This window comes from Mesorhizobium sp. RCAM 05099, from assembly GCF_059683685.1.
Genome location: NZ_CM185035.1, coordinates 6,280,478 through 6,305,810, shown reverse-complemented (window position 1 = coordinate 6,305,810; position 25,333 = coordinate 6,280,478). Strand labels below are relative to the sequence as shown.

The window sequence follows — 25,333 nt, the reverse complement described above, 5'->3', positions numbered from 1 at the left end:
ACGACAATGTCAAAAAGAGCGCTCATCCTGGTTGAAGGCACAAGGAGCAACGGGCTTCTCTACGTGAAAGCAGCCCAGTGTCTTGGGCTTTACCCAATTACATTGGCGGCCGATCCCGCTCGGCACGACTATCTTGCGGGGGGAGGGTGTGAGGGAATCCGTGTCGATACAAACAATTTTGACGCGCTGATCCGCGAATGTTCCCGGCTAAATACGACCTATACCATTGCTGCCGGGACCGAACCCCACATCGATTGAGCGATGTTGCGACAAATTTGTTCAACGTCAGCTCCTTGAGCAGGTCGGCGTACCGATACCTGCTTATCGCTTGGCGACGAATGCGAAGGAGGTAGAAAGCGCTGTCGCGGAGATCGGCTTTCCCGTGGTTCTCAAACCAACCGTAGGCCACGGCAGCATCGGGGTTCGATTGTGCCGCAACGCCAATGAGCTGGCCGAACATACAACCTATTTGTTGGATGAGAACCACATGTGGCCCTCCTCGCCGCGGATCCTGGTCGAAGAATTCGCACAAGGACTCATTTAGCGCCGACATAATGGGCACTCAAGTCGTTGGGATTTGTGCCGTTGAAAGCGGCCCCCCACCGCATTTCGTCTGTCGTGGGTACACTCACCCTGCCGCGCTAACTGATGAGGAGTATAAGCGCATCGCCCATGTTTCGCAGCTGTATGCAAGCTCTCAACCTTGGCTGGGGGCCCTCGTTCGTTGAGTTAAGGTGGACGGAGCGTGGCCCAGTAGTGATTGAAGTTAATCCGCGTCTTGCGGGTGGGGTCAACCCTCGACTGGTTCAGCGGAGTTACGGTATCGATCTCGTCACCGAACACGTCAAGCTTGTCATCGGCGAGCAATGGGATTTGCGGAGAACGCATTCACAAGTGGCGGGCGTGCGGTTCTTGGTCGCTGATCGCAACGGCACTCTGGATCGGATTGGTGGTAACCTTCATGCAGCTGCTGTACCAGGTATCGTCGAGGTCGACTTGTATGTTGAGCCGTCGCCCACTATGCCGGACTTACCGGGGCGCTGGATGAGAGCGGCCAACGCAGGCGCGAGAAAGGTCTTGCGCGGGCCGGCAATGCTCGCGTCCGTTATGGCATGATCCTGTTGGCTTGGCGGTTCCTCCAATACCAAAGGACAGCGCGCTAGCGCACTGGTTTCGCGCGAGGACGGCCGATGGCCGTGGCGGTACGCGCAAGACGATGATCGTGGCTTTGGCGCGCAAGCCACTGATTGCATTCTGGCGACTTGTCACGACCGGCGAGATCCCGACGGGAGTAGCCCTGCGTCCGGTATAAAGCATGAAGGAGCGTTCGAGAGGACAAGCATTGAAGTTTGGCAGCTGCAATAGCGTCTGCCGATAACGATCCGAGTGGTGGTGATCCCGGTCACTCACATGGCTTACGACGCCGCGCTGTAGAATGGGCCCACCGCCCGGAGCTTCGCCGCCGATGCGTATGGCTGCATCATGGTTTTCGATCCGGGAGGATCAACCGCATACAAGCTTGCGGCGCGTTTCAGCGCCTGATGGCGAGCTCCCTCGGTTTGCAGATTGTAGACCTCTACGAACAGCACCTACCGGCTCAATGTAACGCTGCCGCCGTGCTCGTGATCATCAAGGGCAAATCGCTTCGTGATGGCCATGGCCCACCCTTGACCGTCACTGTGCGCGGCGCCCCAATGAACCCCGGAGCCAAAGCAGGAACAAATGGGCGCAACGGCTCAACAAGGAGACGGAACGACTGAAAGATCACGTTGACAAAGATCACCCCATACAAGCGAGTGAGCGGCGTGTCGGTGGTCATCGGCGCTTTCCGGTAGGGTTTGGTTGTTGACGCCAACCCATTTCGTAAGGACCACCGATGACCGACGATATGATGAACCTGTGCACGCGCTCGTGGAGAAGACCCCGGATGCCGATCTCCTGCGGGAGATGATCGGCTTTGCCGCCGAGCGGCTGATGGAAATGGAGGTGGGCGCGGCCACCGGCGCCGCCTATGGCGAGAAGAACCCGCTGCGTCTCGCCCAGCGCAATGGCTAGCGCGACCGGGACGGGGAGACGCGGGCCGGCACCATCGAGCTGCGCATCCCCAAGCTCAGGAAGGGAAGCTAGGTCCAAGCCGGCAGAATCGCGCGGTCCCACATAAATTGACCACCCCAGTGGCAAAGTGTGATCTCGACCGGCATGCTACACGGGACCAACAGCGTAGCCGGAATGGCGACAGCTCAAAGATAAATGGGTAGGCTCTCGGATGTGTTGGAAACTTACCATTCACCGGGACGAGGAGGCCTTGGTACCGTCTGGGTTCCGGCTTAGATCAGCGTGTTGCGATTTGTCTATCATAGAGAGTCGGCTATCGCTGCAGTACTCACACCGTGCGCTCGCAATGCGGAAGTACGAAGCCTCTTCAAAAGCTCGTGTCGCGTCAGCCAGACGAGCCAATCGTCATCAACTATACCGTGCGCCGGCAAGTGCAGGACTGATCCGTGTGGCTCCTGGTGTAGATACCCGTATTGATCGACTACGCCTCTTTCTATGTGCCAGTCGGCAACTAGCGCATAGATGAAGTCCGGCGCCCATTTAGCCCAAGCCAGTCCGAACGCAATGCGACCGATAAAGGTAGAGAGACCGCGGCCTCTATAGTCCTCGCGCAACCAGATGTCGCCATGATAGGCGACCAGCCCGGTTATGCTGCGCGCGCTGGGCGCGTCGCAACTGGACGAGGAACCGGGCCCGGCTTTTAGGATAGGATCCGTGAACCAGGCTCTCAACGACCCAAGGTGCTCAGCAACGTCCGTTTTTGACAGATGATCTAAACGCATTGCTTGGACATGCGCTACTGTTCCCTCCCGATCCCGCCCGACGATCCAAAAAGCTTTTCCAGGTGGAAGATCAGAGCAGTCGGGACGGAAGCTTGGGTATGTGGGTGACTTCCCGGGAAGTCTGCTGGTTATCCCAACGTACTCCTCAAAATCGTCGCCCATCGTAATGTGAAGACCCACCTTGCGCGCCAACTCGTCTGCCGCACAGATGCACCTCGAAAGCTCTAGGGTCGTGACGTTGCTCTGCATGTCGATGCACCCCGATCAGTGCGCTGAACACACCATGGCTTCTACAGTTTGCGGGAATGCACCGACACCACCCTCATCTGGTAGTTGACGCGTTCGCGTTATAGCGGAGTGGGATTTTTTGGCAAAAGCAACAGCAAGCGCACTGACATCGGAGATCCGCTCCCGGGATCGTCGCTTGTCCGAGCGTTACGCGATAAAAGAACCGCGGTCGCACACAGGCCCGTTCAGCGGTGGCCAAACGGGCCCCGGCGCGAGCAGGACTATGAGAACATCTGCAGGTCGCATACGTCCCGGTGACCGGCAAGATAGTCGCGAACTTGACGAGCTACGCTCCGTAGCAGCGACAGTTGCGGGACCGCTGCGTTGTTGATCGTGCGTCGGCGTTGACGGCTCGTTGCGGCTCTTTGGAATTTCCCTATCTGAGAGGGCGAACGAAATTTACGATCTCTCGGAGGAGTTCCCCCTTCTCGATCTCGCCCATCACGCCGCCGTAGCGACGTTCATTCCATGTTTCCCCATCTTAGCTGATTCCCGGCCTCTTACCAACTACTAGGGTGTGGTGTGGATTTTCCGCGGCACCAGCAAGTATTTTGCTGCTTGACGAGTGATCCCTTTGCTGGGGAGCGCCGATAGCGCCTCTTATCCCTCGTCTAAGCACCATACGATGGTGGGAGGTTGTGTTGGTTTTCGATTATATCGTGATCGGTGGTGGTTCCTCTGGATCCGTCATGGCGAGCAGGCTCTCCGCCGATGGACGTCGCGTACTGCTTATCGAGGCCGGTCCTGATACGCCCCCGAATGCCGTCCCTGACGACATCTTGGACGGCAATCCAACACGTGCTTACTTCAATCCTGATTATCAATGGCCTTCACTAGACGCGACTACGGTTCGGGATGGCCGCAAGCCCATTCATTACGAGCAGGCCCGGGTCATGGGGGGCGGCTCCAGCATCAATGCCCAGGTGGCCAACCGCGGTGGTCCCGAAGACTACGATGACTGGGCCGCAAGCGGTGCAGCGGGCTGGAGTTGGGAAGAGGTTCTTCCATATTTCCGTCGCCTCGAATGTGATCTGGATTTTGGCGGCGAATTTCACGGCAGGGCTGGTCCCCTGCCAATAAGACGAGTGCGGCAATCAGATTGGTCCGGCTTTATCCGAGCAGTATCGAAAGCGTATGAAAATGAGGGTCTTCATTTCAGGCCGGACTTCAACGGTGAATTTGGTGACGGATACTCGGTTGTTCCCTTGACCAATCGAAACGGGCATCGCGTTTCTGCTGCGATGGCCTACTTGTCCGAGAGTGTCCGCTCTCGACGCAACTTGACAATCTTGCCCGAAACGACGGTTGTGCGGCTGGCCTTTTCAGGACGCGCCATAACTGGGGTCGAGACGGAAAACAAGTTCGGACGACCGTCGTATCGCGCCTCGACCGTGATCCTCTGCGCCGGAGCCATCCATTCGCCCGCCATATTGATGCGCTCCGGGATCGGCTCGGCCGAGCAACTGACAAAGCTCGGTATTCCGGTCGTTGCAGATGTAAGAGGAGTGGGCCGGAACCTTCAAGAACATCCAGGGATCGCCGTTTCGGCGTATTTGAAACGGGGCGATCGCATGGCACCCAATGTGAGCGGCCACATTCAGATGCATGCTCGTTACTCGTCGGGCTACAATGGGTGTCCTTCGACGGACATGGCAGTATCGGCGGTTGCCAAGTCGGCCTGGCACCCGCTCGGCAAGCGCCTCGGCTCCCTTTACGTGTGGGTCAACCGCACTTATTCAGCAGGAACCATCGTGCTCAAGGATCGCTCTCATGCCGTTGAGCCGGAGGTAGATTTCAACTGGTTGAGCGACCAGCGGGATGCCGAGCGACTGAAGCAGGGATTCCGTTTCGTGGCCCGCCTTCTGCTGCAAGATTCCCTGTCCGGGGTGGGGCTCGACCCATTCCCGTCAGCTTGGAATGTGCGAGCGAAGCAGGTCAGCAAGGTAAATTGCATTAATTACGGGCTTACGTCGGTGCTGGCTCTGCTCATGGACAGTTCTCCACGCTTGCGCCGCGCTCTGATTAGGCATGTCATCACCAATGGCCATAGCATTTCAGATCTGATCGAGAACGAGGAGCATCTGGATCGGTTTGTCCGACAGAACGTGACCGGCAATTGGCATCCGACGTCGAGTTGCAGGATAGGGCCAGCCTCCGACCCTATTGCGGTGACCGATCCGTCGGGCCGGGTTCGTGGCGTTTCGGGCTTGAGGATTGCCGACGCTTCGGTGATGCCCTTCTGCCCCCGCGCCAATACAAACATTCCAACAATCATGGTGGCCGAGAAGATGGCTGATGCCATTTTGAAAGAGGACCGGGAATCGCCAGCGAAGAGGTGATCAAAACTTCATCGATGAGGGCGTGGCGGGATTCATCTTTCGCCAAGTTGATCGGGGCTGATGAGCTGTCAAATGCCAAACAATTCCCGAACTTGCCGCCGCTTTCGCTCCCGTCCCTATCAACATACATACTTATGCTTGCTGTTCCGCATTGCCAACCCACTGAAGCGTGGCGGTCGTGGCGGGCAGTCGTCTATATCGAGATCGCAATGCGACACGGCTGCGTCCACGACGTCCAGACCGCGGCCAGCGTGAAATTTGGGCAGATCTTCGCGCATGTCGTAGAGCAGGCTTTTGCTTCTGCAGGAAAGTTGCTTGTGGCCCCTTTGTGCTCGAGGGATAATAAACCTCTCCTGCTACGGATGTTCAAGGACTGTTAAATAAATGTGACAGTAATGCCGCATAGTATTAATATATTTCTTGTTGCTACTGCCGTAATTATGATGGATATTCACTTTGATAGAGAATACAAAGATGTGTTCAGCGCAAGCTGTTGACTTAGATAATCCCGCTGGGCACAGCACCGACGAAGGAGCGACTATGACTACGCTACCGCGAATCTCATTGGCGAAACTGTCATCCGATGCAACGCGACGTGAAGAGCAACAGTGCTTACGCGCGGCCTGCGAGGAGTACGGGTTCTTCTACCTTATCGAGCACGGAATCCCGAAGGAGCAGATCGCAGAAGCGATCGACGCTTCCCGGCGTTTCTTCGCTTTGCCACTGGCTACCAAGGAACGCTATGGTCACGCTTTCCAAAACGTCCACCCCACCACCGCCCGTGGATACAGTCCGTTGCACGGTGAAATGCTACATCCCGAGGCCGGCCCGGATCCAAAGGAAATGTTCGATCTCGGAATCGAGAATGAAAGCGACCGGCGTCCATTCGCCGGACGCACACGCCTTCCGGATGATGCCTTGGCTCCTGGTTTCGCGCGAAGCTTGCTTGCTTTGCAAGCTACCGTGCTCAATGGGGTTGTGCCGCAGCTCGGGAACGCGCTGGCCGACCTGCTCGATATGGAAAAAGGCTGGTTCAGACGTCATTTCAGCCCGCCGACGGTTTTGCAACGCGTGATCCGTTACCCGTCTACTGGCGGCGCGGCCGCTAAGCATACCGACAATGGCTTCTTCACGCTCCTGCTCCAGGAGGAACTCCCTACTCGCTCCTTGCAGGTGTGGTTCCACGGGCGTTGGATACCGGCGCCGAGCCTCCCCGATAGTCTCGTGGTCAATCTGGGCGACATGCTTCAGGTTTTGAGCGATAACCGGTTCAAGAGTACGCCGCATCAGGTGGTGCACAGTGGTCCGGCCGAACGAATTTCCCTGCCCTTCTTTATCTATCCCGACATCGACGCTCGCCTGACTTCGCGGCAAGGCAATCACACCTTTGGTGTCGCGGAAATGATGCTGCGCAACTACGAATCAATTTGGGACAAGGGGAATGGCGCCGGGCGCGCGCGAGAGTTGCAGTAGGTGTTCGGCTTTGTGAAACGTGAGCAAACTGCGGTGACGACGCAGCACACGCCGACGTGATCCCCCAGAAGAACTCTCCGAGAAGCAATTCGTGCCGCCGTCGAGTATAGCGCGGCGGCCTCTAGGCCTTGGAATGAGGCACGCAGGGACTGCCAAACTGTTTGGGTTGGGCCGAACGAGATCCTAGCGCTGCGCTGAGGCTGACGCGGAAGCTGAGCGATTAATATGGATGGAATGAGATGATCAGAACCAAAGAGAGTGTTTGTATGGGTCGAGCCGCGCCCGCAGGAGCATTCGCGAACGCTCCGGTTGATATGTTGTGAAACCGTGTGAACTCCAGCTTTGCCCCTAGAAGCTACTTCGCTACCGGAAGGCCTTTTTTCCAAGGGCGACATCTGTCAGGCATCGTGGTTCACGGCGGACGGAAGCTGATTTCTTATGGTCGTCTTCTTTGCAGCGCTAGTCTCGCCTTACCAGGGACAACCTCAAGGCCGATGAGGCGCATTTCGATCTTATGGGGAGTGATCTGATCCTGACAACCTCAAGAACATGAGAAAAGCAAATGTGCACGAGGCATGATTTCAACAACGCATTAGAAGTAACTCAGAATTGGATCAGCGATCTGATGTGGAGACTTCGCTGGCACGATCGCGAGCGGGTCTACCAAGCTTTGATTGCGACACTGCACGCTCTGCGCGACTGCCTGGATCGCGACCACGCCGTTTATATGGGCGCTCGGTTGCCAGCTTTGCTTCGCGGCTTGTACTACGAGGGTTGGAATCCCGGCCGCGGCGCCAAAGCCAGAAGCCGGAATTCATTTCTCGAACGGATCCACGTCGGCGTCCAGCGAGACCCGGCGGTCGATCCGGAAGTGGTTGCCCGCTTAGTGCTGGCCCAATTTGTCGACCGCTTGCCCAGAGCAGAGGCCAAGCGTGCCAAGGCTGCCACTCCAAGAGTGCTGCAAAACCTTTGGCCCTGAGACAGGCGTCTGCCCACGAGCGCCCGCTGTCCTCGTGGCACTTGGTTCCTTAACGCTGGCCTTGGTTTTGGCACGGATTGAATTTGGCTCTAGAGGTGTAGGCGGCGGCCGCAAGGTTGGAACTCGTCGCGGGCATCCCCCAATCCTAGTAATGGCTCGATTGAATGCGTTTGAGTGTGTTCAACAAAAATGACCGAATGAGCCGAAGCTGTCGATCGCCCTGGCCGAGTTCGTGCCACAGCATCAACCAATCGGCTGGCGGTGCGAGTCGTCGCGGCGTCTGGTTGCTGGCCAGCATGCAGGAAAGCCGCCAAGCGGCCCCGCCACCAAGGTCGACGCGTAGCGGCGGTGCTGAGTGGACAAATTGGTTGAGCCCTTTGGAGGGATTAGCCTACGTGATGAAAGGCAGAGCAATGACCACGGCAACCAGCTTGATGACAGGCGAGCACACCGATATCTATGTCGACGGCGAGCTCCGGCCGGCCCATTCGTCGGCTCGGATACCGGTTGTGAACCCGGCGGATGAGCAGGAATTTGCGACAATCCCCGATGGCGACAAGCACGACGTTTCTGCCGCGGTGGATGCCGCACGTGCGGCGTTTCGGAACTCCGGGTGGCCACAGCTGCCGCCGTCGAAGCGAGCCCATTATTTGCGCAGGCTCGCGCATGCAATCGAAGATCGCGCCGAGCAGCTGGGCGCGGTTGTCACGGCGCAGATCGGGATGCCCCTGGTAAGCTCCGTGCAATCGAATGGGAGCGGCACATCGAAATATTACCGCTACTACGCCGAGCTTGCCGATCAACTAGAAGTTGAATCCGAGCGCATAGGACACGAGTTGCAAACTGTCATTCGGAGGGAGCCGGTAGGTGTTGCCGGATTGATCGTACCGTGGAACGGCCCTCAGGGCGCAATCGCATGGAAGCTGGCGCCAGCGTTGGCCGCTGGTTGTACGACGGTCGTTAAGCCCCCACCGGAAGCATCACTGGACTCGTATCTGCTCGCCGAAGCCCTAGGCGAGGCAGGCATTCCCCCCGGGGTCGTGAATATCGTGTTCGGTGGGCGCGAAACAGGAGCATTGGTTGCGTCGCATCCGGGTGTCGACAAAGTGTCATTTACCGGTTCGACGCACGCTGGTCGCCAGGTTGCACTGGCCTGCGCCAAGCGCTTCGCGCGCGTTACGCTCGAGCTTGGCGGCAAGTCGGCGGCGTTGTTGCTCGAGGATGTCGATCTTGACACGTTTCTCCCCCTAATTGCGCCGGCGTGCATCCCGTTCAGCGGTCAGATCTGTCACGCCCTGACCCGCGTCCTTGCTCCGCGCGCACGGTACGACGAAGTCGTCGAAGGAATTGCGAACAAGGTGGCTGGGCTAGTCGTGGGCCACCCGCTCAATCCAGCGACGCAAGTCGGGCCACTGGTTGCGAAACGGCAGCGTGTTCGCGTCGAGGAGTACATTGCATCTGGATGCGTGCAGGGCGCGAAGGTCGTTACCGGCGGTCGACGTCCGCAAGGACTTGACGTCGGATATTATGTCGAGCCAACGGTCTTTCGTGATGTCGACGCATCTATGCGGATCGCGCAGGAGGAGATCTTCGGGCCGGTGGTGTCTGTGATCCCGTACCAGAACGAGGAGGAGGCGATCGCGATCTGCAACGGCACAACGTATGGCCTGGGTGGTGCGGTGTTCACGTCCGACCCTGAGCGGGGCATGGCGATTGCGCGCCGAGTGGAGGCTGGTGTCGTCGGCATCAACCGTTACGCGCTTCACATCGACGCGCCATTCGGTGGCGTCAAGGGAAGCGGCCTTGGTCGGGAACTCGGACCTGAGGGGCTGGCGGCATTCCTCGAGATTAAGTCGATCTTTCCGGCTCAACGGTCGAGTGCTGTGTAATGCGACGCGCCCAACTGCGCGGGATTAGTGAAGCTAGGACCTGAGCCAGTATTTCTAGTCGTGTTTTTGCTTATTGGCTTCGCCTGTGCGCGCGCCGACCGGCCCCCGCGTGGCCGCCAATGCCGAAGCATCAACTCGTAGGCACACGCTCGGCATTCACGGCCGCGGCTCTATCGCTGTTTCGCAACTTCTTCACTTCTTCACGTTGTAGGCGTAAGCCGAACCGCGGCGCCCGAGGCCTGGACCAGCATGGCGCGGGCATGGGACCGCCCGTGTTTGCTGTTCTTGCCACATTGCGCCAAGCCAAGACCGGATTGGCGCTACGCGGATTGAGGCCGAAGTAGCTCACCTGCTTCCGCGGTTCACGGAACCGCCGGATGGGGGGCGACGATACCGCTCGCGACGATGGCGTTGACGCCGGTGATTGTCTGAAGCCGCCGGACTTGCACATCATCAACCGCTTCCTGGGCGATGTCGTGATCGAGGCCAGCCAGATCTCGGCTAGGTGGTCGATCTCGCGGATGTGGCGGGCGACAGCGACCCGCTCGTCGTCTGGAAGCACCTGCCGCTCGAGCCAGGAGCCAGGCGCGACTTAGACGGTTGAAGAGATCGGCATGCGGGCACTTTGGCCCGAGGCCCGCCTGCACGATGCCATGCACCTCGTTCTCGCGCACGTGCCATGAGCTATGAAGTCGCCGATTTCGCGTTCGCCGATCACCGCCGTATCCATAGACCCGTCGAGCACGTCACGAGGAGCGCCGCCCGACCCTCGAAAGCAGCGGAATGGGAAAATATAAGCAGCAGCAGATCCTCATCGAAGCGCGCCGAATCAAGCGGCTGAAGCTGATTAACCGGAGAGAACAGCCAGATGATCCTCGGTGTCGTTGGTTCGTCGGTGAAGTCGACATGTGGGCACAGTCGACCTGCGCCTGCTCGCCAGGCGGGGTCTCGAAGGTCTCGTGTCCCTGCTCCTATGCCTTCTCCCCTTCCTCAACAGTGGGCAATGGGGTTATTGACCAACCAATTGAGGCGACGGCACGCTGCACTAGCGCTTCCGTCTGAGCATGGGTGGGTGAAGCGGCGATGACATGCCCGATGCAGTCTCGGTAATCGCCTTTCCTCACGATCGGCGCCCCAGGCTTAACATACAATCTGACCTCGGCGACACCTGGTACAGCAGCTGCCCGGCCGGCGCCATCGGTCCAATCGAGGGTGCCATCGCTATCAGCAACTAGAAATCGCCCCACCGCAACCTGTGATTCTCTTTTGCGCAAGTTCGGTTCACCGCCGGTGACAAGTTTGATGTGCGCGGTAATAAGATCGACACCGTACGCAAGTTTAATCAGTAGAGGAGTGGGGGCACCACTAAGACGCGGATTGACTTCAATGACGACTGGGCCCCGTTTGGTCAACCGGAGTTCGATACTTTTTGGTCCCCAGTCAAGGCCGAGAGCTGGCAAACAACTCAGCGAAACATCAGCGATACGCTCATGCTCCTCGTCAGTTAGCCGGGCCGGAAAAGTGCACTCTCGATAGACGAAGTGCGGTGGCGGATGGTAGTCAGCGGCGACAATCCCAACGACCTCATGTCCCATTACTGCAGCGACATACGAAGGGCCTTCTGCGAATTCTTCGACCAGCACTCTTGGCGGAGACCGCCATATGTGCTTCCCCTGAAACAGATAGGCCGTATGTTCGTCCAACTCATCGATGCTGCGGCACAATCGGACACCCATACTGCCACTGCCGACGGCTGGCTTAACAATCACTGGCAGGCCGATCTCGGCAGCCGAGCTTTGAACGTCCGTCGCATTCTCTGCCAGCCGATAAGCAGGTATTGCAACACCGGCCTCGGCGAGGAGCTGACGTTGAACGAATTTGTCGTAGCATTGTTCAATTGACGCGGGGTTGGGACCCGGTAGATCAAAACGCCGGCAGAGCTTACCAACTGTCGCAGAGATCGACTCGTCTTCGCCCGCAAAGCCGGTAATGCCGGCAATGCCGAATGTGGCATGCAGCCGGGAACATTCATGGATTAACGCATCGAGATTGTCTATATCGACACGAATTGTCTGAAGGTTTTCCGCTGCAAGATATTCGTACTGTGTCGGATCAGCCGACAGTGTAATCGGATGTAAACCAAGACGCTGAGCCGCTTGGACATAGAGTTGACCATTACCCCTATGACCTTCGATCAGGATGAGCGCTTTCCTTGCCATTGGCTGTCTCCTACGTTGTGTCCCTGCGACCTGCAGGAGCAAAAGTCGGGCATCAGCCCGTTCGGCTGTGCCTGGCCTCAGAAGTGAAAATAGCATCGCCTACGATTTGCGGTTGCGAAGATTGTGTATATTTATGCGAAGGATCTGCAACGGCTGGGTTAGTGGAAACGCTGAGGGGAGTCGGGTGCCAAGTCGTCTCAATGAGCGAGCCGAACACGTGGATAATCAGATTGAGCTTCGCGCCCTTAGGCATTTCATCCGAGTGTCCGAACTTAGCAGCATCAGCCGAGCTGCGGTCGAGTTGCGCATAGCGCAACCTGCCCTATCCAGGCAAATGCGTCGCCTGGAGGAAACGCTCGGCGTGCAATTGTTCATTCGGGATGGCCGCGGGGTGAGGTTGACGGAAACTGGCGCCAAGCTCCGCGACGAAGTTGCGAATGTCTTGCTGCGGCTGGACAATGCTTGTCTTCAAGCTCGGGTCGATGAAGGGAGTCCATCTGGTGTCATTCGCGTGGGAGTTCTGCCCAACCTGGGCCCGACCTTCATGGCGGAGCTTATTTTAAGCTGCCGTCAGCAATTCCCCCGTGTTAAGCTAAAGTTACTTGAGGGGTTCACTTACCAAACCGCGAACTGGATCCAGAGCAAGCAGATCGATCTAGGCTTCGCCTACGATGTCGATAGTTATCGCCATCTGAATCCCGAATTCCTCTTCAAAGAAAAAGTTTATTTGGTTGGATCAACAAGGAATTGGCCCTTCGGTGAGAGGGTGTTGTTGTCCGAATTGGAGGGCCTTCCGCTGATTGTTCCGGCGCCGCCGAGTTACACGCGGCGACGCCTCGAGGCAGCGGCACACGAGCAGCAGGTGGAATTGACATTCAAGTACGAGATCGACTCGATACCTCTCATTAAGCGAATGATTGCACTGGATGAAGGCTATGGGATTTTTAGTCGTGCGTGCTTGTGGGAAGATCTCGAAGGCCCGAACCTATCTGTCGCGGCGATTGAGCGGTCTTCGCTAAGCTTCGAATTGGCGTTAACAACCGCATATGGGACGATACTGCCGCCCGCCGCACGGCACATCATATCATTTCTTGAGCAGATGGTTCGACGTTATGTCGAGCTCGGGCGCTGGTCGGGCGAGTTTATCACTGGCGGCACGAGTTCATTGACCAACTCTTGAAGTGGCTGGAGCACCGGCGGGCCCTAGCTAATCGACGATTTGTCATCGCCTGCAACGCACCTATTCGCGAGGGGGTTGCCGATCTTCGGGACGCAGTGTGCTACTGGTGCGTCCATTCTATTCGTCAATTGGCAGAGCCAATGATGCTTTAATTCGATCCATTACGACCATGGTTTTAAAGCCCTTGATATCGGGGTGCTCATGAAAAAAGCGACGGGTAAACGCCTCGTACTCGACCATATCACGCACCGAAATTGCGAGAACAAAATCGGCTTCACCTGTGACGTAATATCCGTTCATAATCTCGGGCGTGCGTCGGATCGCTTGTTTGAAACGATCGATGATGTCAGCGCGATCGCGCTCTAAAGTGATGGAGGCTAGCATGAGCATGGGCCTGCCGATCGCTTCTGGCGAGATTACAGCAACATCTGCCTGAATTACACGCGTATCTCGAAGTCGCTTCAAACGCCGCTGACATGCGGTTGCCGAAAGGCCTGCAAGTTCGCCCAATTCCTCTGTGGTAAGGCGATTATTACGCTGTACGGCAATGAGGAGTTTCCGATCAATTCGGTCCAAATCTGGCGGTGGGGTATGCAACATTGGGGGCTCCTCGCAGGAAAACTGCACCTTCTTACCAATCTTAGCCCAACTTCTGCGATGTCCCGCTCATACCGATTCCATATATCTGCTATGCGCTGGCTATCTCCCGCTCGGCTGACAGGGCCGGACGCCCAATAACCGCGTGACCGGGAGCGGCCCGGCTGCTACGAGTAAGCCATCATCGCTGTCGGTGCGTCGAAGAGGCATTGTATCGAGCTCTTAAGATGCGCCCGTGATCGAACCGCCTCTGTCGTCGTGGCGCTCCCACGAAGAACCTGCCCATAGCGCATCCCTTCGGAGGACAAGGATGCTCCATCAAAGCCTTGGATTAAAAACCTAGGCTGCCTTGTGGGCCGCTGTTCACAGTTGTGCTCGGCCGCTTCGACTTCCACCGCATACTGGCGGCGCCGCATCCGATCCGGTGCTGCGATGCTGAACGTAGCCAACTCGCACTATTCGCTGAGCGAATTTGCAGAACTCAAGGCAAAACTGCTGCACATGGTGGTGTCACAATGCAGTGCCTGTCTTTTTTCGTTCCTTTTGGTCCCGTCCAGTGAAGGGACAGTGCACCCAAGGGACGAAGAACGCCGGTTTCCTGCGCCCCGAAGGAAAACTTTGCTCAGCATCGTGACCGCGGGCTTGGTAGGATTGGGGCGCTCGCTGGCAAAACTGCAGTTTCCGTACAGCACTTCAAGGCCTGTGGCTTACGTCAAGGAAAAAGATGATCTCTGAACGCAGCATTTCAGTGAGTGGTATCGGGACCGCGTACTATGAGAGCGGAACAGGCGAGCCTGTCGTATTCCTGCACGGTGCCGGCTTCGGCGCGGACGGAAAGAGTTCCTTCGTGCGGCAGCTCAACGAGCTGTCAGATCAGTTCAGGGTTGTCGCGGTAGATCAACTGCAGTGTGGCGGCACCGATTATCCCGCCGATCAAAAATTCGTAAACCGACTTGGTCGTGTAGACCACGTGATTGGCTTCATCGAAGCGCTGGGGGTGAAGCAGATCACCCTCGTCGGGCATTCAGAAGGGTCATTCGTCGCCGCACGGGTCGCGATCCTGCGTCCCGATCTTGTCTCGAGGCTTGTATTGCTGACGGCCAGTTCCGTTTCCCCGGCCTATGGGGACGACCGAGACGAAACTTGGTGGCAGGCCTATATGGAAGCTTACGACAATTCCAGGCGGATGCCGAGCGAAGAGGAATACGTCGCCGCCTGGCGAAAGAGCACCCGCGCCTATGGGCAGGATGTAGAAGAGGCTAAGAGGGAGGCCTATCGGCGGGCCGCGGCGCGCGGGCAATACGAGATTCTCCAGAGCCTGCCCAAAGAAGAAACCAATCTCCGTCTGTATGTTGTCCTGCAGCAGACCTATGTGTTCCCATACCTTGATCGGCTTCGGGCCGAGACATTGATTATCTGGTCCAAGAACGACGCCACAGTGCCGCCTGACCGCGGTGTAAAGCTGGCAAAGCTGATCAAGAATTCGGATTTCCACCTGCTGAACAATGCTGGGCATGAGGTCCAGATCGACCGGAGCGAAGCAGTGAACAGACTCATCCGACACTGGACTGCTAAATCACCGACAAGGACAAACTAGCAACTGTCCGATCCCTAGGTGTAACGCCGTGTTGCGCAAGCGCCTGTTTTTCTGAGGAAGAGATATGCACAAACAGCCTGCCGGCGCGTCAATCAAAGCTGATTGTGCAACGCATGCCATGGCAATCTCGAACACAGGCAAAGGGGCGGGCTGTCCCACCCCTTTTTGCCAGTAGTTTATTAATTGGGGCGAGGTTTTGCGATGGATTTGACGGCGCAACTCATTAGGCACGTTATCGATTCGGGTACAGAGACAATACCTAAGAAGTCGATTGAACGCGCCAAACTCTCCATTCTCGACACCCTTGCCAGCGCGATTGGCGGATCGGATGACAAGATCGCGCACTTCGCTCGTCGGCTGGGCAGCTTGTCCGGTGGCAAGGCAGAATGCACCGTCTGGGTTTCTGGAGAAAAACTTCCTGCCTGCTCGGCAGCCCTTGTCAACGCCACTATTGCTAGAGCAATCGACTTTGATGATACCTACGAGCTTTGTATCAACGGGTGCCACGCCAGCGCTTACAATGTGCCGCCAGCGCTGGCGCTCGCGGAACGTGATTCTTCTATTACCGGAAGCGAATTGCTGGTCGCATTAGCGACGGCTATCGATTTGCACATGCGTCTTGCGCGTAGCGTGACGACCCATTCTTTGAAAACCGGCCGCGACAATATTGTTGCGGTGTGGGGTACCACCGCGGTTAGCGCAAAATTGCTGCGGCTGGATGAAGTGACAACCCGCAATGCGTTCGGCATCGCTTACGCCCACGCTGCCGGGGAAGTACAGATGTATGAAGAAGGCGCGCACACTGTGTCGCTGCAGCAAGGATTGCGGGCGCGTTCGGGGCTGGAATCGGCCCTGTCAGCTATGGTGGGTTTCAACGGCCCGCGGGAGCCGCTCTTCGGCAAATACGGCTTCTATAGAGCCTTCGAACCTAACTACGACATCGATTTGCTTATGGAGAAACTTGGTCAGGACTATGTGAACACTGAGATCAGCTTCAAAGCTTGGCCGACCTGCAGGGCTATGCATCCCGGGATCGATGGACTGAAGCAATTGCGCGACAAGCACGGGTTCAAGGGGGAGGATATTATCTCACTTGAGCTCGGTGTTAACCGTCTCGTCGCTGAGAGTTATGTGGTACAGCCGCGCGACCAAAAGTGGAACCCAAAGGATCCGGTCGTAGCTCGCTTCAGCCTGCCTTACGTCATCGCTGTCGCGGCGCAACACGGCAGAGTAGGAATTAGCGATTTCCGTCCGGAAGCATTTGAGGACCCGGCCGTTCGTCGGATCATGGCTGTCACGAAGATTGAAGTTGATGCAGAGATTGATCGTACTCACGGCCTGCATCAAAATTCGCCGACAGCAGTTACTGTGAAGCTAAGGGGAGGTGCAGAGCATTCCATTCGGATTGACAAGCCATTTGGCCATCCGGATAATCCTGCTTCGCTCTCGGATGGCATGCGTAAACTCAGAGCCTGCGCCGAAATATCCATGTTGCCGTTCTCCGATACACAGCTCGAGTTGATCGGGGAATTCGTCGAGGACCTTGACAAGCGACCCACGTTGGCCCCGCTATTCGAGCTGCTTGTTGGCGGGAAGTAGTCAAGAAGTGGGGAAATAACGTTGGTCTCCACCGCGGCAGCTGCGCGCTTGCGATAATCGAGTTGCTCGCCGACGAAGCCAAGCGCAACTGACGTACTCCCCGTTTTGTCCGCGTCTATAAGTTAGCTCTGTTCACGATCGAAGGCTGGTCGACTTGCCGATCCTCCTGACAACTGCTCGGGGCTTCAGCACGTCGTGGTCGTCGCTGCAAAAAGCGGATCGTATTCAGAAAGCCGCTTACAGATCGACGGTCGCGCGTTTGAAGTCTGGGCCACAGTCGGCTGCTCCTCAAGTCGCCCACTACGAATTCGCGCATCCAAGGCGACGGGCTCAAGGAGCTATGGCCGGCGGTCGGCCTGCAACGGGTGATGCCTTTGACCCTCGAGGGTCATCTTGGCGATCGTGCGCGAATGATAGGTAAAACGCCGATTTCCTGCGCCGTTAGAACCACAATTCGTTCAACGCAGCAAATTGGTGCTGGTACTCATACGCAAAATAGAGGCCGCTTGTCCGGCCCGATGGGAACACGTCTGAACGAGGAGCACCCAAATGTCGCAGGAACTTGATAATCTCAGCCGCCGCGTCGCCTCCGGCCGACTGAGCCGGCGTGAATTTCTCGGTCGTGCGACGGCACTCGGCGCTAGTGCCGCCTTCGCCAACTCGCTGCTTGCCGGCGCGGTGAAGGCGCAGGTCCCGCACAGGGGCGGCATTCTCAAAGCCGGCCTTCAGGGCGGTCAAGCGACTGACACTCTCGACCCGGCGTTCTTCCCCGGCGCGGTCCCGATCGCCTTCAGCAAATGTTGGGGCGAGCTGCTGATGGAATTGACCCCAGACGGCGGCGTTGAGAACCGTCTCGCTGAGGAAATCGGCTCGTCCAAGGACGCCAAGACTTGGACGATGAAGATCCGCAAGGGGGTCGAGTTCCACAACGGCAAGACCGTGACCGCGGATGATGTGGTGGCGACGCTCGAGCGGCACTCGGATTCCAAGTCAAAATCGGGCGCTCTGGGCGTGCTGGGAAGCATTGACACGCTCAAGGCAAATGGCGACGAGGTCGTCGTCACCCTGAAGGGCGGCAATGCTGACTTCCCTTATCTGATGACCGATTATCATCTCGTCATCCAACCGAACGGGGGCAAGGACAATCCGGCTGCCGGCATCGGAGCGGGGCCCTACAAAATTACGGTTAATGAGCCGGGCGTACGGCACGGCGGCGAACGATTCAAGAATTTCTGGCAGGGCGAAAAGCGTGGCCATGCCGATCAGATCGAGATCATCGTCATCAACGACGCCACGGCGCGTATTTCGGCCCTGCGAAGCAACCAAGTCCACATGATCGACCGCGTGGAGCCGAAGGTTGTGGACCTGGTCAAGCGTATCCCTGGCGTGACCGTCCAGAACGTTTCGGGACGCGGCTACTATTGCTTCAACATGTTCTGCGACACGGCTCCCTTCGACAACAACGATCTCCGGATGGCCCTCAAGCTCGCCATCGACCGCGAGCAGATGCTCACCCAAATCCTGCGCGGCTATGGCTCAGTGGCCAACGATTTTCCAATCAACGCTTCGTACCCGCTGTTTTCTGACGATATCGAGCAGCGCACCTTTGATCCGGACAAAGCAAAGTTTCACTATCGGAAGTCGGGCCATAGCGGACCGCTCCTGCTGCGCACCTCTGACGTCGCCTTCCCCGGTGCCGTTGATGCCGCCCAACTCTATCAGCAGAGCTGCGCCAAGGCCGGAATTGCCATCGAGGTCAAGCGCGAGCCGAGCGACGGCTACTGGTCGGAAGTCTGGTTAAAGCAGCCATTCGCCGCCACCTTCTGGACTGGTCGCGCGACGCAGGACCAGGCGTACTCCGTCGCGTATTTGTCGACGGCCGCATGGAACGACACGCGCTTCGTCAACGAGAAGTTTGACAAGCTTCTCATCGAGGCGAGGGCCGAACTCGATCAGGGCAGGCGCAAAAACCTCTATCGCGAGATGGCAATCATCGTTCGCGACGAGGGCGGCTTAATCGCGCCCTTCTTTAACCAGTTCATCGATGCGACGGGGCCGGGCGTGAAAGGGTTCGTGAAGCATCCTGCGCGCGATATGAGCAACGCCTCCGCCTTAACCGTATGCTGGCTCGAATCCTGACGGCGGGACTTACGGCTCGATCCTAGGCGACCCGCAGAGCAACCGGCATAGGATGTTCGACATTAGCAGCGCATAAAAAGGACACGTTTGACGATGCTGGCCACGCCGGCTTCAAGGGGCGCGTGATTGAGGAGTGGGCCTCAACCGTAAGCGGAGGGCTTTGAGTCCGCATGAGCTCAGCAGTCCGTGCTTTAACCGCTCCTGCGCAGTGGCGCGGCTTAAGTGGTCGGCACCACGCGCGAAGCTACGTTTCCTGCGAGCCTACCGGGTTTGGCTGTCATTCGTTCATAGCAAAGGGAAGGCATGTGACTAGTGACTGCCTTCACCGGCAACAACCGCCGCCCCCCTGGCCCCACTGACTGGCAGGAGAGCAGAGAAAAAGCTGCCTATGGACTTAATTGGATGGGCGTTTGAATGTGACCGAGAGGGTCATCTAGTTTGATCGTGATCACCTGGTGCCCAGCTGAACCCCCCTGTTCTGAGCGGCAAGGCAACGGTAGGGATCCTGCGCGAATGGCGGCCAAAACGCCGATTTCGTGCTCGGATAGACGGGCAATGCATACAAAGAGGCACATTGGTACTGCTACCAATGGTGCTCTAAATAGAGGCCGCATCATCCGGGCCCAAGGGAACGCATCTTAACCGAGGAGCATCCAAAATGTCGCAGGAACTCGATTATCTCAGCCTTCGCTTCGCTGCGGGCCGGCTGAGCCGGCGTGAATTTCTTGGCCGCGCAGCGGCGCTCGGCGTCTCGGCGACGTTTGCGAATTCGCTCCTTACGAGCGTTGCGCGAGCGGAGGAGCCAATACGCGGCGGTATCCTTAAGGGCGGCCTTTCTGGAGGTAGCGCAACCGATAGTCTCGATCCGGCGACGTTCTCGACTTTGTCGTCAATTTTCGGCGCCTGCTGGGGCGAGTATCTGGTAGCGATGGTGCCAGACGGCGGACTGGAAAACCGCATCGCTGAGAGCATTGAGGCCAGCAAGGACGCCAAAACCTGGACGATGAAGATCCGCAAGGGGCTCGAGTTCCACAACGGCATGGCGGTGACGGCGATGGATGTGGCGGCGACTCTCGAGCGTCACTCTGACCCGAAATCGAAGTCCGGCGCGCTAGGTGTGCTGAAGAGCATCGACACCATAAAAGCGAATGGTGACGAAGTGGTCGTAACCTTGAAGGATGCCAATGCTGACTTCCCTTACCTTATGACCGACTATCACCTCATTATTCAGCCGAATGGGGGGAAGGACAATCCAGCCGAAGGCATCAGCGCTGGGCCGTACAAGGCCAGCGTCAACGAGCCCGGCGTTCGGTACGGCGGCGAGCGTTTCCCCAATTTCTGGCAGCCAGATAAAATGGGTTTTGCCGACCAAATTGAGCTCCTCGCCATCAATGACGCGACGGCTCGTATCTCCGCGCTGCAGGCCGGCCAGGTGCATATAATCGACAAGGTCGAGCCCAAGGTCGTCGATCTAATCAAGCGGTCGCCCAACTTGAAGGTGGAGGCCGTCTCGGGTCCTGGCTACTATTGCTTCAACATGTTTTGTGACACCCCGCCCTTCGACAACAACGATCTGAGGATGGCACTCAAGCTTGCGATCGACCGTCAGGAGATGCTCGACAAGATCCTACGCGGCTACGGCACGCTCGGCAACGACTTCCCGATCAACAACGCATACCGCCTGTTTCCCGAAGACATTCCCCAGCGCGAGTTCGATGCCGACCAAGCCAAGCATTATTACAAAAAATCCGGTCACAGCGGCCCGATCCTCCTTCGGGTCGCGAACGCCGGCTTTCCTGGAGCGGTCGATGCTGCACAGCTCTACCAGCAGAGCTGTGCCAAAGCCGGCATTGCCCTTGAGATCCAGCGCGTGCCAGACGACGGCTTCTGGTCGGAGGTCTGGAACAAGCAACCCTTCTGCAATACTTATTGGTCAGGCCGAGCGACACAGGACCAGATGTACTCGACCACGTATCTCTCAACGGCGGTATGGAACGACACCCATTTCTCTAACGAGAAGTTCGATAAGCTTCTCATAGAAGCGCGCGCTGAACTCGATCAGGACAAGCGGAAAAATCTCTATCGCGAGATGGCCATCATTGTTCGCGATGAGGGAGGCGTGATCGTGCCAATGTTCAACCAGGCAGTCGACGCTATTTCCGACAAGGTTGGCGGCTATGTCGCTTGGCACGACGCTCTGATGAACAGCTTGGCTTTTGCCAAATGCTGGCTAAAGACCTAGTTCGTCGGCGCCGTTAACCTTCAGCTCGGACGCTACCCGGCCACTCTCTGGTTGTTAGGCATAGGTCGCATTATCCGACAGGGACAGCTTATCAGATCTTGTTAGTGGCGCGACGTAGGTGACCCCGTAGTCGCGCCCGAGATAAGCGCGCCAATTACCCTCGCGCTCGATGGCCGCTGGCCTACGCGTCCTGGGTGCGAATGCAGCGTGACGGGCGCCTACCAGCCTGGCTTGGCCGGGTTGCGCTCATTTGGTTGGCCGCCTTGTCGGCATTAGTGAACAGTAGTGAGGAACGTCTCATGTCACTTAAACTCGACTATCTCAACCGGCGCGGCTTTGGCGGCGACTACACCAATCCGATGAATGACTGCGCGCTGGCCAATTGCTGGCTGGCGGCGTAATGCGGTTTTCGGCGATGTCCCCCATTGTAAGACTAATCACCCAGCGCATCGCGCTTGGCATCCTGCTCCTTTTCCTTGTCTCGATCCTAATCTTTGCCGGCACGCAAATCCTGCCAGGCGACGTCTCGCAAGCCATTCTCGGACAGTCTGCAACCCCGGAAGCACTCGCCAATCTGCGCGCCGAGCTGGGCCTTAACGACCCGGCGTATATCCGCTATTTCCGATGGTTGGGCGGTGTGCTGACTGGCGATCTCGGCACCGCGCTCACTTCGCGACAGGAGATTACCGCGACGTTGCTGCCCCGGCTGTGGAATACACTCTTCCTGGCCTTCTGCGCGGCGACTGTGGCTGTCCCGCTCGCCATCATCCTCGGGCTGCTGGCGGTGCGCTATCGCAACGGCGCAATCGATAAGCTGCTCTCCGGATTCGCGCTTACCTCAACCTCGCTTCCCGAATTCTTCATCGGTTACCTCCTGGTGTATTTCTTTGCCGTGAAGCTGCAGTGGCTTCCAGGTATCTCCACTGTCTACGTTGGCATGCCGTTTCTGGAACGCATGAAGGCCATCGCCCTCCCGGCGACGGTACTAACGCTCGTCGTGCTCGCCCATATGATGCGTATGACGCGCGCCGCGATCCTGAACGTGATGCAGTCGGCCTATATAGAGACGGCCGAGCTCAAGGGGCTGCGGCAGATCGAGATTATCCGCCGCCATGCATTCCCGAACGCCATCGCGCCGGTAATCAATGTGGTGATGCTCAACCTGGCCTTCCTGATCGTCGGCGTTGTCGTCGTCGAGGTGATCTTCGTTTACCCCGGCATGGGGCAGTATCTTGTCGACCATGTCTCAAAGCGCGATGTACCGGTCGTGCAAGCCGTCGGCCTGATCTTCGCGGCCGTTTATATCGGCCTGAACATCATCGCTGACGTCGCCGCAATCATCGCCAACCCGCGGCTCAGGCATCCCAAATGAGCGTCTCGTCAGCCCCACCCGCCAAAGGCCGGCGTCGCATACCCATCGGTGCCGCGATCGGCCTGTTCTTCACCGCATTGTTCCTCTTCGCTGCGATTTTCGCGCCACTGATCGCACCGCATCCGCTGGGGGAGATCATCGGCGACGTTTGGATGCCCATGTCGGGCGAGCACTGGTTCGGCACCGACAATCTCGGTCGGGATCTGCTCTCGAGGATGATTTATGGCGCCCGCACGACGATCTTAATAGCGGCGGCCGCTACCGCGCTTTCCTTTACGCTGGGGTCGATACTCGGCTTCACCGCAGCCGTCGTCGGTGGCTGGTTCGATATGACAATGTCGCGGTTCGTGGATCTGTTGATGTCGATCCCGACGCTGATCTTCGGTCTTGTCGTGCTGTCGGTGCTCCCATCCAACGTGGTGACACTGATATTAGTCATGGGTACACTGGACTCTACCCGCGTTTACCGGCTGTCACGCGCCGTCGCCGCCGACATCAATGCGATGGACTTCGTCGAGGCGGCCAAATTGCGAGGCGAAGGCCGTGCCTGGATCATCTTCCGCGAGATTCTGCCCAATGCGCTGTCGCCGCTAGTCTCCGAACTCGGCCTGCGCTTCATCTTCGCCGTGCTCTTCCTGTCTGCCTTGTCCTTCCTTGGCCTCGGTGTCCAGCCGCCACAAGCCGACTGGGGCGGAATGGTGAAAGAGAACAAAGATGGCATTGTTTTCGGTATTTCCGCTGCCCTCATCCCAGCGGGGGCAATCGCAGCACTCGCCATCTCAGTCAATCTCGTCGCGGATTGGATCCTTAATCGGACCACCTCACTCAGGGGAGGGCGCGGAAATGCCTAAGGCGGTAATGAAACAACCTCATGACGAAAGTGGTCCGTTGCTCGACATCAGGAGACTGCGGATCGAAGCAACCTCCTACTCGCCGAGCGGCGATCCGCAGAACACCGTGATCGTCGACGATGTTTCGCTAAAGCTGGAGAAAGGCCGCGTCTTGGGCCTGATCGGCGAGTCCGGCGCCGGCAAATCGAGCATCGGTCTGGCCTCGTTGGGATACGGGCGAGGTGGTGTGCGCATCACCGGGGGCGAAGTTCTCCTCAACGGGCGCAACATTCTAGCAGGCGGCGTCTCGGGATTGCGCAAAGTGCGCGGCAACAAAGTCTGTTATGTTGCGCAGTCGGCTGCCGCAGCGTTCAATCCGGCGCTTCGTCTGATGGAGCAAGTCATAGAGTCCGCGTTGCTGCACCGTGTTGCGACCCGAGCCGAGGCGGAGAGGCGCGCCATGGCGCTGTTCAAAAAGCTCGGCCTGCCCAACCCGGAAACCATCGGCCGTCGTTACCCGCACCAGGTTTCTGGCGGTCAATTGCAGCGCGTCATGACAGCCATGGCGCTATGCTCCGAGCCCGACCTTATCGTCTTTGACGAGCCCACCACGGCGCTCGACGTGACGACACAGATCGATGTGCTCGCTGCAATAAAGGATGCGATCCGTGATACTGGCGTCGCGGCCCTTTATATTACGCATGACCTTTCGGTCGTTGCCCAAGTCTCGGATGAGATCATGGTGCTTCGTCACGGCAAAATGGTCGAGCATGGCGAGACGCGGCAGATCATCGAGGCACCGCGGACGGATTACACCAAGGCGCTGGTGTCGGTACGTTCGATCGAGCATCAGGAAAAGAGGCCGGCAGCCTGTCCGGTGCTCGAGGTGAGGAATGTCACCGCGGCCTACGGCGGTCATGTAAAGGTGCTGCAGGACGTTTCGGTCGAGGTCCATCCCGGTCAGACGCTGGCCGTGGTGGGCGAGTCCGGCTCGGGTAAGTCCACGCTTGCGCGCGCGATCACCGGTCTGCTGCCGCCCACATCCGGCATGATCACCTTTGCCGGCCGCACGCTCACGCCGAGGCTTGCGGAGCGCTCGACGGACGATCTGCGCGAATTGCAAATGATTTACCAAATGGCTGACGTGGCGATGAATCCGCGCCAGACAGTTGGCACCATCATCGGCCGTCCGCTCGAATTCTATTTCGGGATGCGCGGTCGCGAGCGCGACGATCGCGTGACGGAACTGCTCGACGAGATCGAGATGGGCAAGGCTTTCGTCGATCGCTATCCTGCCGAACTCTCGGGCGGCCAGAAACAGCGCGTCTGCATCGCCCGCGCGCTCGCTGCGAAGCCGAAACTTATCATCTGCGACGAGGTGACCAGCGCTCTCGACCCGCTCGTGGCTGATGGCATCCTCAAGCTGCTGCTGCGCCTGCAGAAGATCGAGGACGTGGCGTATCTGTTCATCACCCACGATCTCGCGACGGTAAAGGCGATCGCCGATTCCATCGCAGTGATCTACCAAGGAACGGTCGTGCGCTATGGCTCCAAGACGGAAGTGCTCACCCCGCCCTTCGACGCCTATACTGACCTTCTACTCTCCTCAGTTCCCGAGATGGAGCTTGGCTGGTTGGAAAACGCCATAAAGGGACGTCGCGTGGAAAGCGGGGGGAACTGAACTCTGGCCGCACGATAGTGGCGTTGAACGCACTCAGGCCTGTTGAGGGGCGCCAGGTAGGCGCGGCAATTT

Annotated in this window: 17 protein-coding genes and 3 pseudogenes; 17 read left to right on the top strand and 3 right to left on the bottom strand. The window is 57.9% G+C overall.

The window, feature by feature from the left end:
• Positions 1–6: 6 nt before the first annotated feature.
• Positions 7–1,011, top strand: a pseudogene (locus AC56QQ_RS31225) (ATP-grasp domain-containing protein); the annotation flags it as partial.
• Positions 1,008–1,312, top strand: a pseudogene (locus AC56QQ_RS31220) (transposase); the annotation flags it as partial. The pseudogenes AC56QQ_RS31225 and AC56QQ_RS31220, both read left to right, overlap by 4 nt.
• A gap of 285 nt (positions 1,313–1,597) precedes the next feature.
• On the opposite strand, the gene AC56QQ_RS31215 reads toward AC56QQ_RS31220, so the two are convergent.
• Positions 1,598–1,819 carry a hypothetical protein gene (locus AC56QQ_RS31215; protein WP_497124583.1) on the bottom strand — a complete coding sequence of 74 codons (222 nt, stop codon included), beginning with the start codon at positions 1,817–1,819 and terminating at the stop codon, positions 1,598–1,600.
• Between the two features lie 57 nt (positions 1,820–1,876).
• Here AC56QQ_RS31215 and AC56QQ_RS31210 point away from each other — a divergent pair.
• From AC56QQ_RS31210 to AC56QQ_RS31185, 6 genes and pseudogenes are all read left to right on the top strand, one after another.
• A pseudogene (locus AC56QQ_RS31210) lies at positions 1,877–2,124 on the top strand (transposase); the annotation flags it as partial.
• Positions 2,125–3,766: 1,642 nt separating this feature from the next.
• Entirely contained in the window at positions 3,767–5,464 is a 1,698-nt protein-coding gene (locus AC56QQ_RS31205; RefSeq protein ID WP_497124582.1) for a GMC family oxidoreductase, read from the top strand.
• A 540-nt stretch (positions 5,465–6,004) separates the two neighbouring features.
• Complete coding sequence (locus AC56QQ_RS31200) at positions 6,005–6,937, top strand: isopenicillin N synthase family dioxygenase (protein ID WP_497124580.1); 933 nt, start codon at positions 6,005–6,007, stop codon at positions 6,935–6,937.
• A gap of 562 nt (positions 6,938–7,499) precedes the next feature.
• Entirely contained in the window at positions 7,500–7,916 is a 417-nt protein-coding gene (locus tag AC56QQ_RS31195) for a DUF2267 domain-containing protein (RefSeq protein ID WP_497124579.1), read from the top strand.
• A 413-nt stretch (positions 7,917–8,329) separates the two neighbouring features.
• Positions 8,330–9,805, top strand: a complete 1,476-nt coding sequence (locus AC56QQ_RS31190) for an aldehyde dehydrogenase (RefSeq protein WP_497124578.1) — start codon at positions 8,330–8,332, stop codon at positions 9,803–9,805.
• Positions 9,806–10,182: 377 nt separating this feature from the next.
• Positions 10,183–10,401, top strand: coding sequence for a hypothetical protein (locus AC56QQ_RS31185; RefSeq protein ID WP_497124577.1), 219 nt, complete (start codon positions 10,183–10,185; stop codon positions 10,399–10,401).
• Positions 10,402–10,776: 375 nt separating this feature from the next.
• Here AC56QQ_RS31185 and AC56QQ_RS31180 read toward each other — a convergent pair whose 3' ends face one another.
• Positions 10,777–12,024 carry an ATP-grasp domain-containing protein gene (locus AC56QQ_RS31180; RefSeq protein ID WP_497124576.1) on the bottom strand — a complete coding sequence of 416 codons (1,248 nt, stop codon included), beginning with the start codon at positions 12,022–12,024 and terminating at the stop codon, positions 10,777–10,779.
• A gap of 217 nt (positions 12,025–12,241) precedes the next feature.
• Between AC56QQ_RS31180 and AC56QQ_RS31175 the strand changes: the two genes are divergently transcribed.
• Positions 12,242–13,204: a LysR family transcriptional regulator gene (locus AC56QQ_RS31175; protein WP_497124574.1), complete on the top strand. Its 963-nt coding sequence runs from the start codon at positions 12,242–12,244 to the stop codon at positions 13,202–13,204.
• 117 nt (positions 13,205–13,321) lie between these two features.
• Here the strand turns inward: AC56QQ_RS31175 and AC56QQ_RS31170 are convergent, their stop codons facing one another.
• Entirely contained in the window at positions 13,322–13,804 is a 483-nt protein-coding gene (locus AC56QQ_RS31170) for an Lrp/AsnC family transcriptional regulator (RefSeq protein ID WP_497124572.1), read from the bottom strand.
• Between the two features lie 429 nt (positions 13,805–14,233).
• Here AC56QQ_RS31170 and AC56QQ_RS31165 point away from each other — a divergent pair, with 429 nt between their 5' ends.
• The 8 genes from AC56QQ_RS31165 (at position 14,234) to AC56QQ_RS31130 (ending at position 25,261) form a co-directional block, all read left to right on the top strand.
• On the top strand, positions 14,234–14,536 hold the full coding sequence (locus AC56QQ_RS31165; protein WP_497124570.1) for a hypothetical protein: 303 nt from the start codon (positions 14,234–14,236) through the stop codon (positions 14,534–14,536).
• Positions 14,526–15,398, top strand: a complete 873-nt coding sequence (locus AC56QQ_RS31160; protein ID WP_497124569.1) for an alpha/beta fold hydrolase — start codon at positions 14,526–14,528, stop codon at positions 15,396–15,398. Before AC56QQ_RS31165 ends, AC56QQ_RS31160 begins: the two co-directional genes overlap by 11 nt.
• A 201-nt stretch (positions 15,399–15,599) precedes the next feature.
• On the top strand, positions 15,600–16,997 hold the full coding sequence (locus AC56QQ_RS31155; protein WP_497124567.1) for an MmgE/PrpD family protein: 1,398 nt from the start codon (positions 15,600–15,602) through the stop codon (positions 16,995–16,997).
• A 549-nt stretch (positions 16,998–17,546) separates the two neighbouring features.
• Positions 17,547–19,136 carry an ABC transporter substrate-binding protein gene (locus AC56QQ_RS31150; RefSeq protein ID WP_497124566.1) on the top strand — a complete coding sequence of 530 codons (1,590 nt, stop codon included), beginning with the start codon at positions 17,547–17,549 and terminating at the stop codon, positions 19,134–19,136.
• A 658-nt stretch (positions 19,137–19,794) separates the two neighbouring features.
• Positions 19,795–21,378 carry an ABC transporter substrate-binding protein gene (locus tag AC56QQ_RS31145; RefSeq protein WP_497124565.1) on the top strand — a complete coding sequence of 528 codons (1,584 nt, stop codon included), beginning with the start codon at positions 19,795–19,797 and terminating at the stop codon, positions 21,376–21,378.
• Positions 21,379–21,778: 400 nt separating this feature from the next.
• Positions 21,779–22,750 (top strand): ABC transporter permease, encoded by a 972-nt coding sequence (locus AC56QQ_RS31140; protein ID WP_497124564.1) that lies wholly within the window; start codon positions 21,779–21,781, stop codon positions 22,748–22,750.
• The gene (locus AC56QQ_RS31135; protein ID WP_497124563.1) at positions 22,747–23,601 is read left to right on the top strand and encodes an ABC transporter permease; all 855 of its coding nucleotides are present in this window, start codon (positions 22,747–22,749) and stop codon (positions 23,599–23,601) included. The genes AC56QQ_RS31140 and AC56QQ_RS31135 overlap by 4 nt, the downstream gene beginning before the upstream one ends.
• Positions 23,594–25,261 (top strand): ABC transporter ATP-binding protein, encoded by a 1,668-nt coding sequence (locus tag AC56QQ_RS31130; RefSeq protein ID WP_497124562.1) that lies wholly within the window; start codon positions 23,594–23,596, stop codon positions 25,259–25,261. The genes AC56QQ_RS31135 and AC56QQ_RS31130 overlap by 8 nt, the downstream gene beginning before the upstream one ends.
• Positions 25,262–25,333: the final 72 nt, after the last annotated feature.

Excerpts from the sequence above, each read along its gene's own strand:
- AC56QQ_RS31215 (WP_497124583.1), bottom strand. The coding sequence starts at position 1,819 with ATGACCACCGACACGCCGCTCACTCGCTTGTATGGGGTGATCTTTGTC.
- AC56QQ_RS31200 (WP_497124580.1), top strand. The coding sequence starts at position 6,005 with ATGACTACGCTACCGCGAATCTCATTGGCGAAACTGTCATCCGATGCA.
- AC56QQ_RS31195 (WP_497124579.1), top strand. The coding sequence starts at position 7,500 with ATGTGCACGAGGCATGATTTCAACAACGCATTAGAAGTAACTCAGAAT.
- AC56QQ_RS31190 (WP_497124578.1), top strand. The coding sequence starts at position 8,330 with ATGACCACGGCAACCAGCTTGATGACAGGCGAGCACACCGATATCTAT.
- AC56QQ_RS31185 (WP_497124577.1), top strand. The coding sequence starts at position 10,183 with ATGGGGGGCGACGATACCGCTCGCGACGATGGCGTTGACGCCGGTGAT.
- AC56QQ_RS31180 (WP_497124576.1), bottom strand. The coding sequence starts at position 12,024 with ATGGCAAGGAAAGCGCTCATCCTGATCGAAGGTCATAGGGGTAATGGT.
- AC56QQ_RS31170 (WP_497124572.1), bottom strand. The coding sequence starts at position 13,804 with ATGTTGCATACCCCACCGCCAGATTTGGACCGAATTGATCGGAAACTC.
- AC56QQ_RS31165 (WP_497124570.1), top strand. The coding sequence starts at position 14,234 with ATGCTGAACGTAGCCAACTCGCACTATTCGCTGAGCGAATTTGCAGAA.
- AC56QQ_RS31160 (WP_497124569.1), top strand. The coding sequence starts at position 14,526 with ATGATCTCTGAACGCAGCATTTCAGTGAGTGGTATCGGGACCGCGTAC.
- AC56QQ_RS31155 (WP_497124567.1), top strand. The coding sequence starts at position 15,600 with ATGGATTTGACGGCGCAACTCATTAGGCACGTTATCGATTCGGGTACA.
- AC56QQ_RS31150 (WP_497124566.1), top strand. The coding sequence starts at position 17,547 with ATGTCGCAGGAACTTGATAATCTCAGCCGCCGCGTCGCCTCCGGCCGA.
- AC56QQ_RS31145 (WP_497124565.1), top strand. The coding sequence starts at position 19,795 with ATGTCGCAGGAACTCGATTATCTCAGCCTTCGCTTCGCTGCGGGCCGG.
- AC56QQ_RS31140 (WP_497124564.1), top strand. The coding sequence starts at position 21,779 with ATGCGGTTTTCGGCGATGTCCCCCATTGTAAGACTAATCACCCAGCGC.
- AC56QQ_RS31135 (WP_497124563.1), top strand. The coding sequence starts at position 22,747 with ATGAGCGTCTCGTCAGCCCCACCCGCCAAAGGCCGGCGTCGCATACCC.
- AC56QQ_RS31130 (WP_497124562.1), top strand. The coding sequence starts at position 23,594 with ATGCCTAAGGCGGTAATGAAACAACCTCATGACGAAAGTGGTCCGTTG.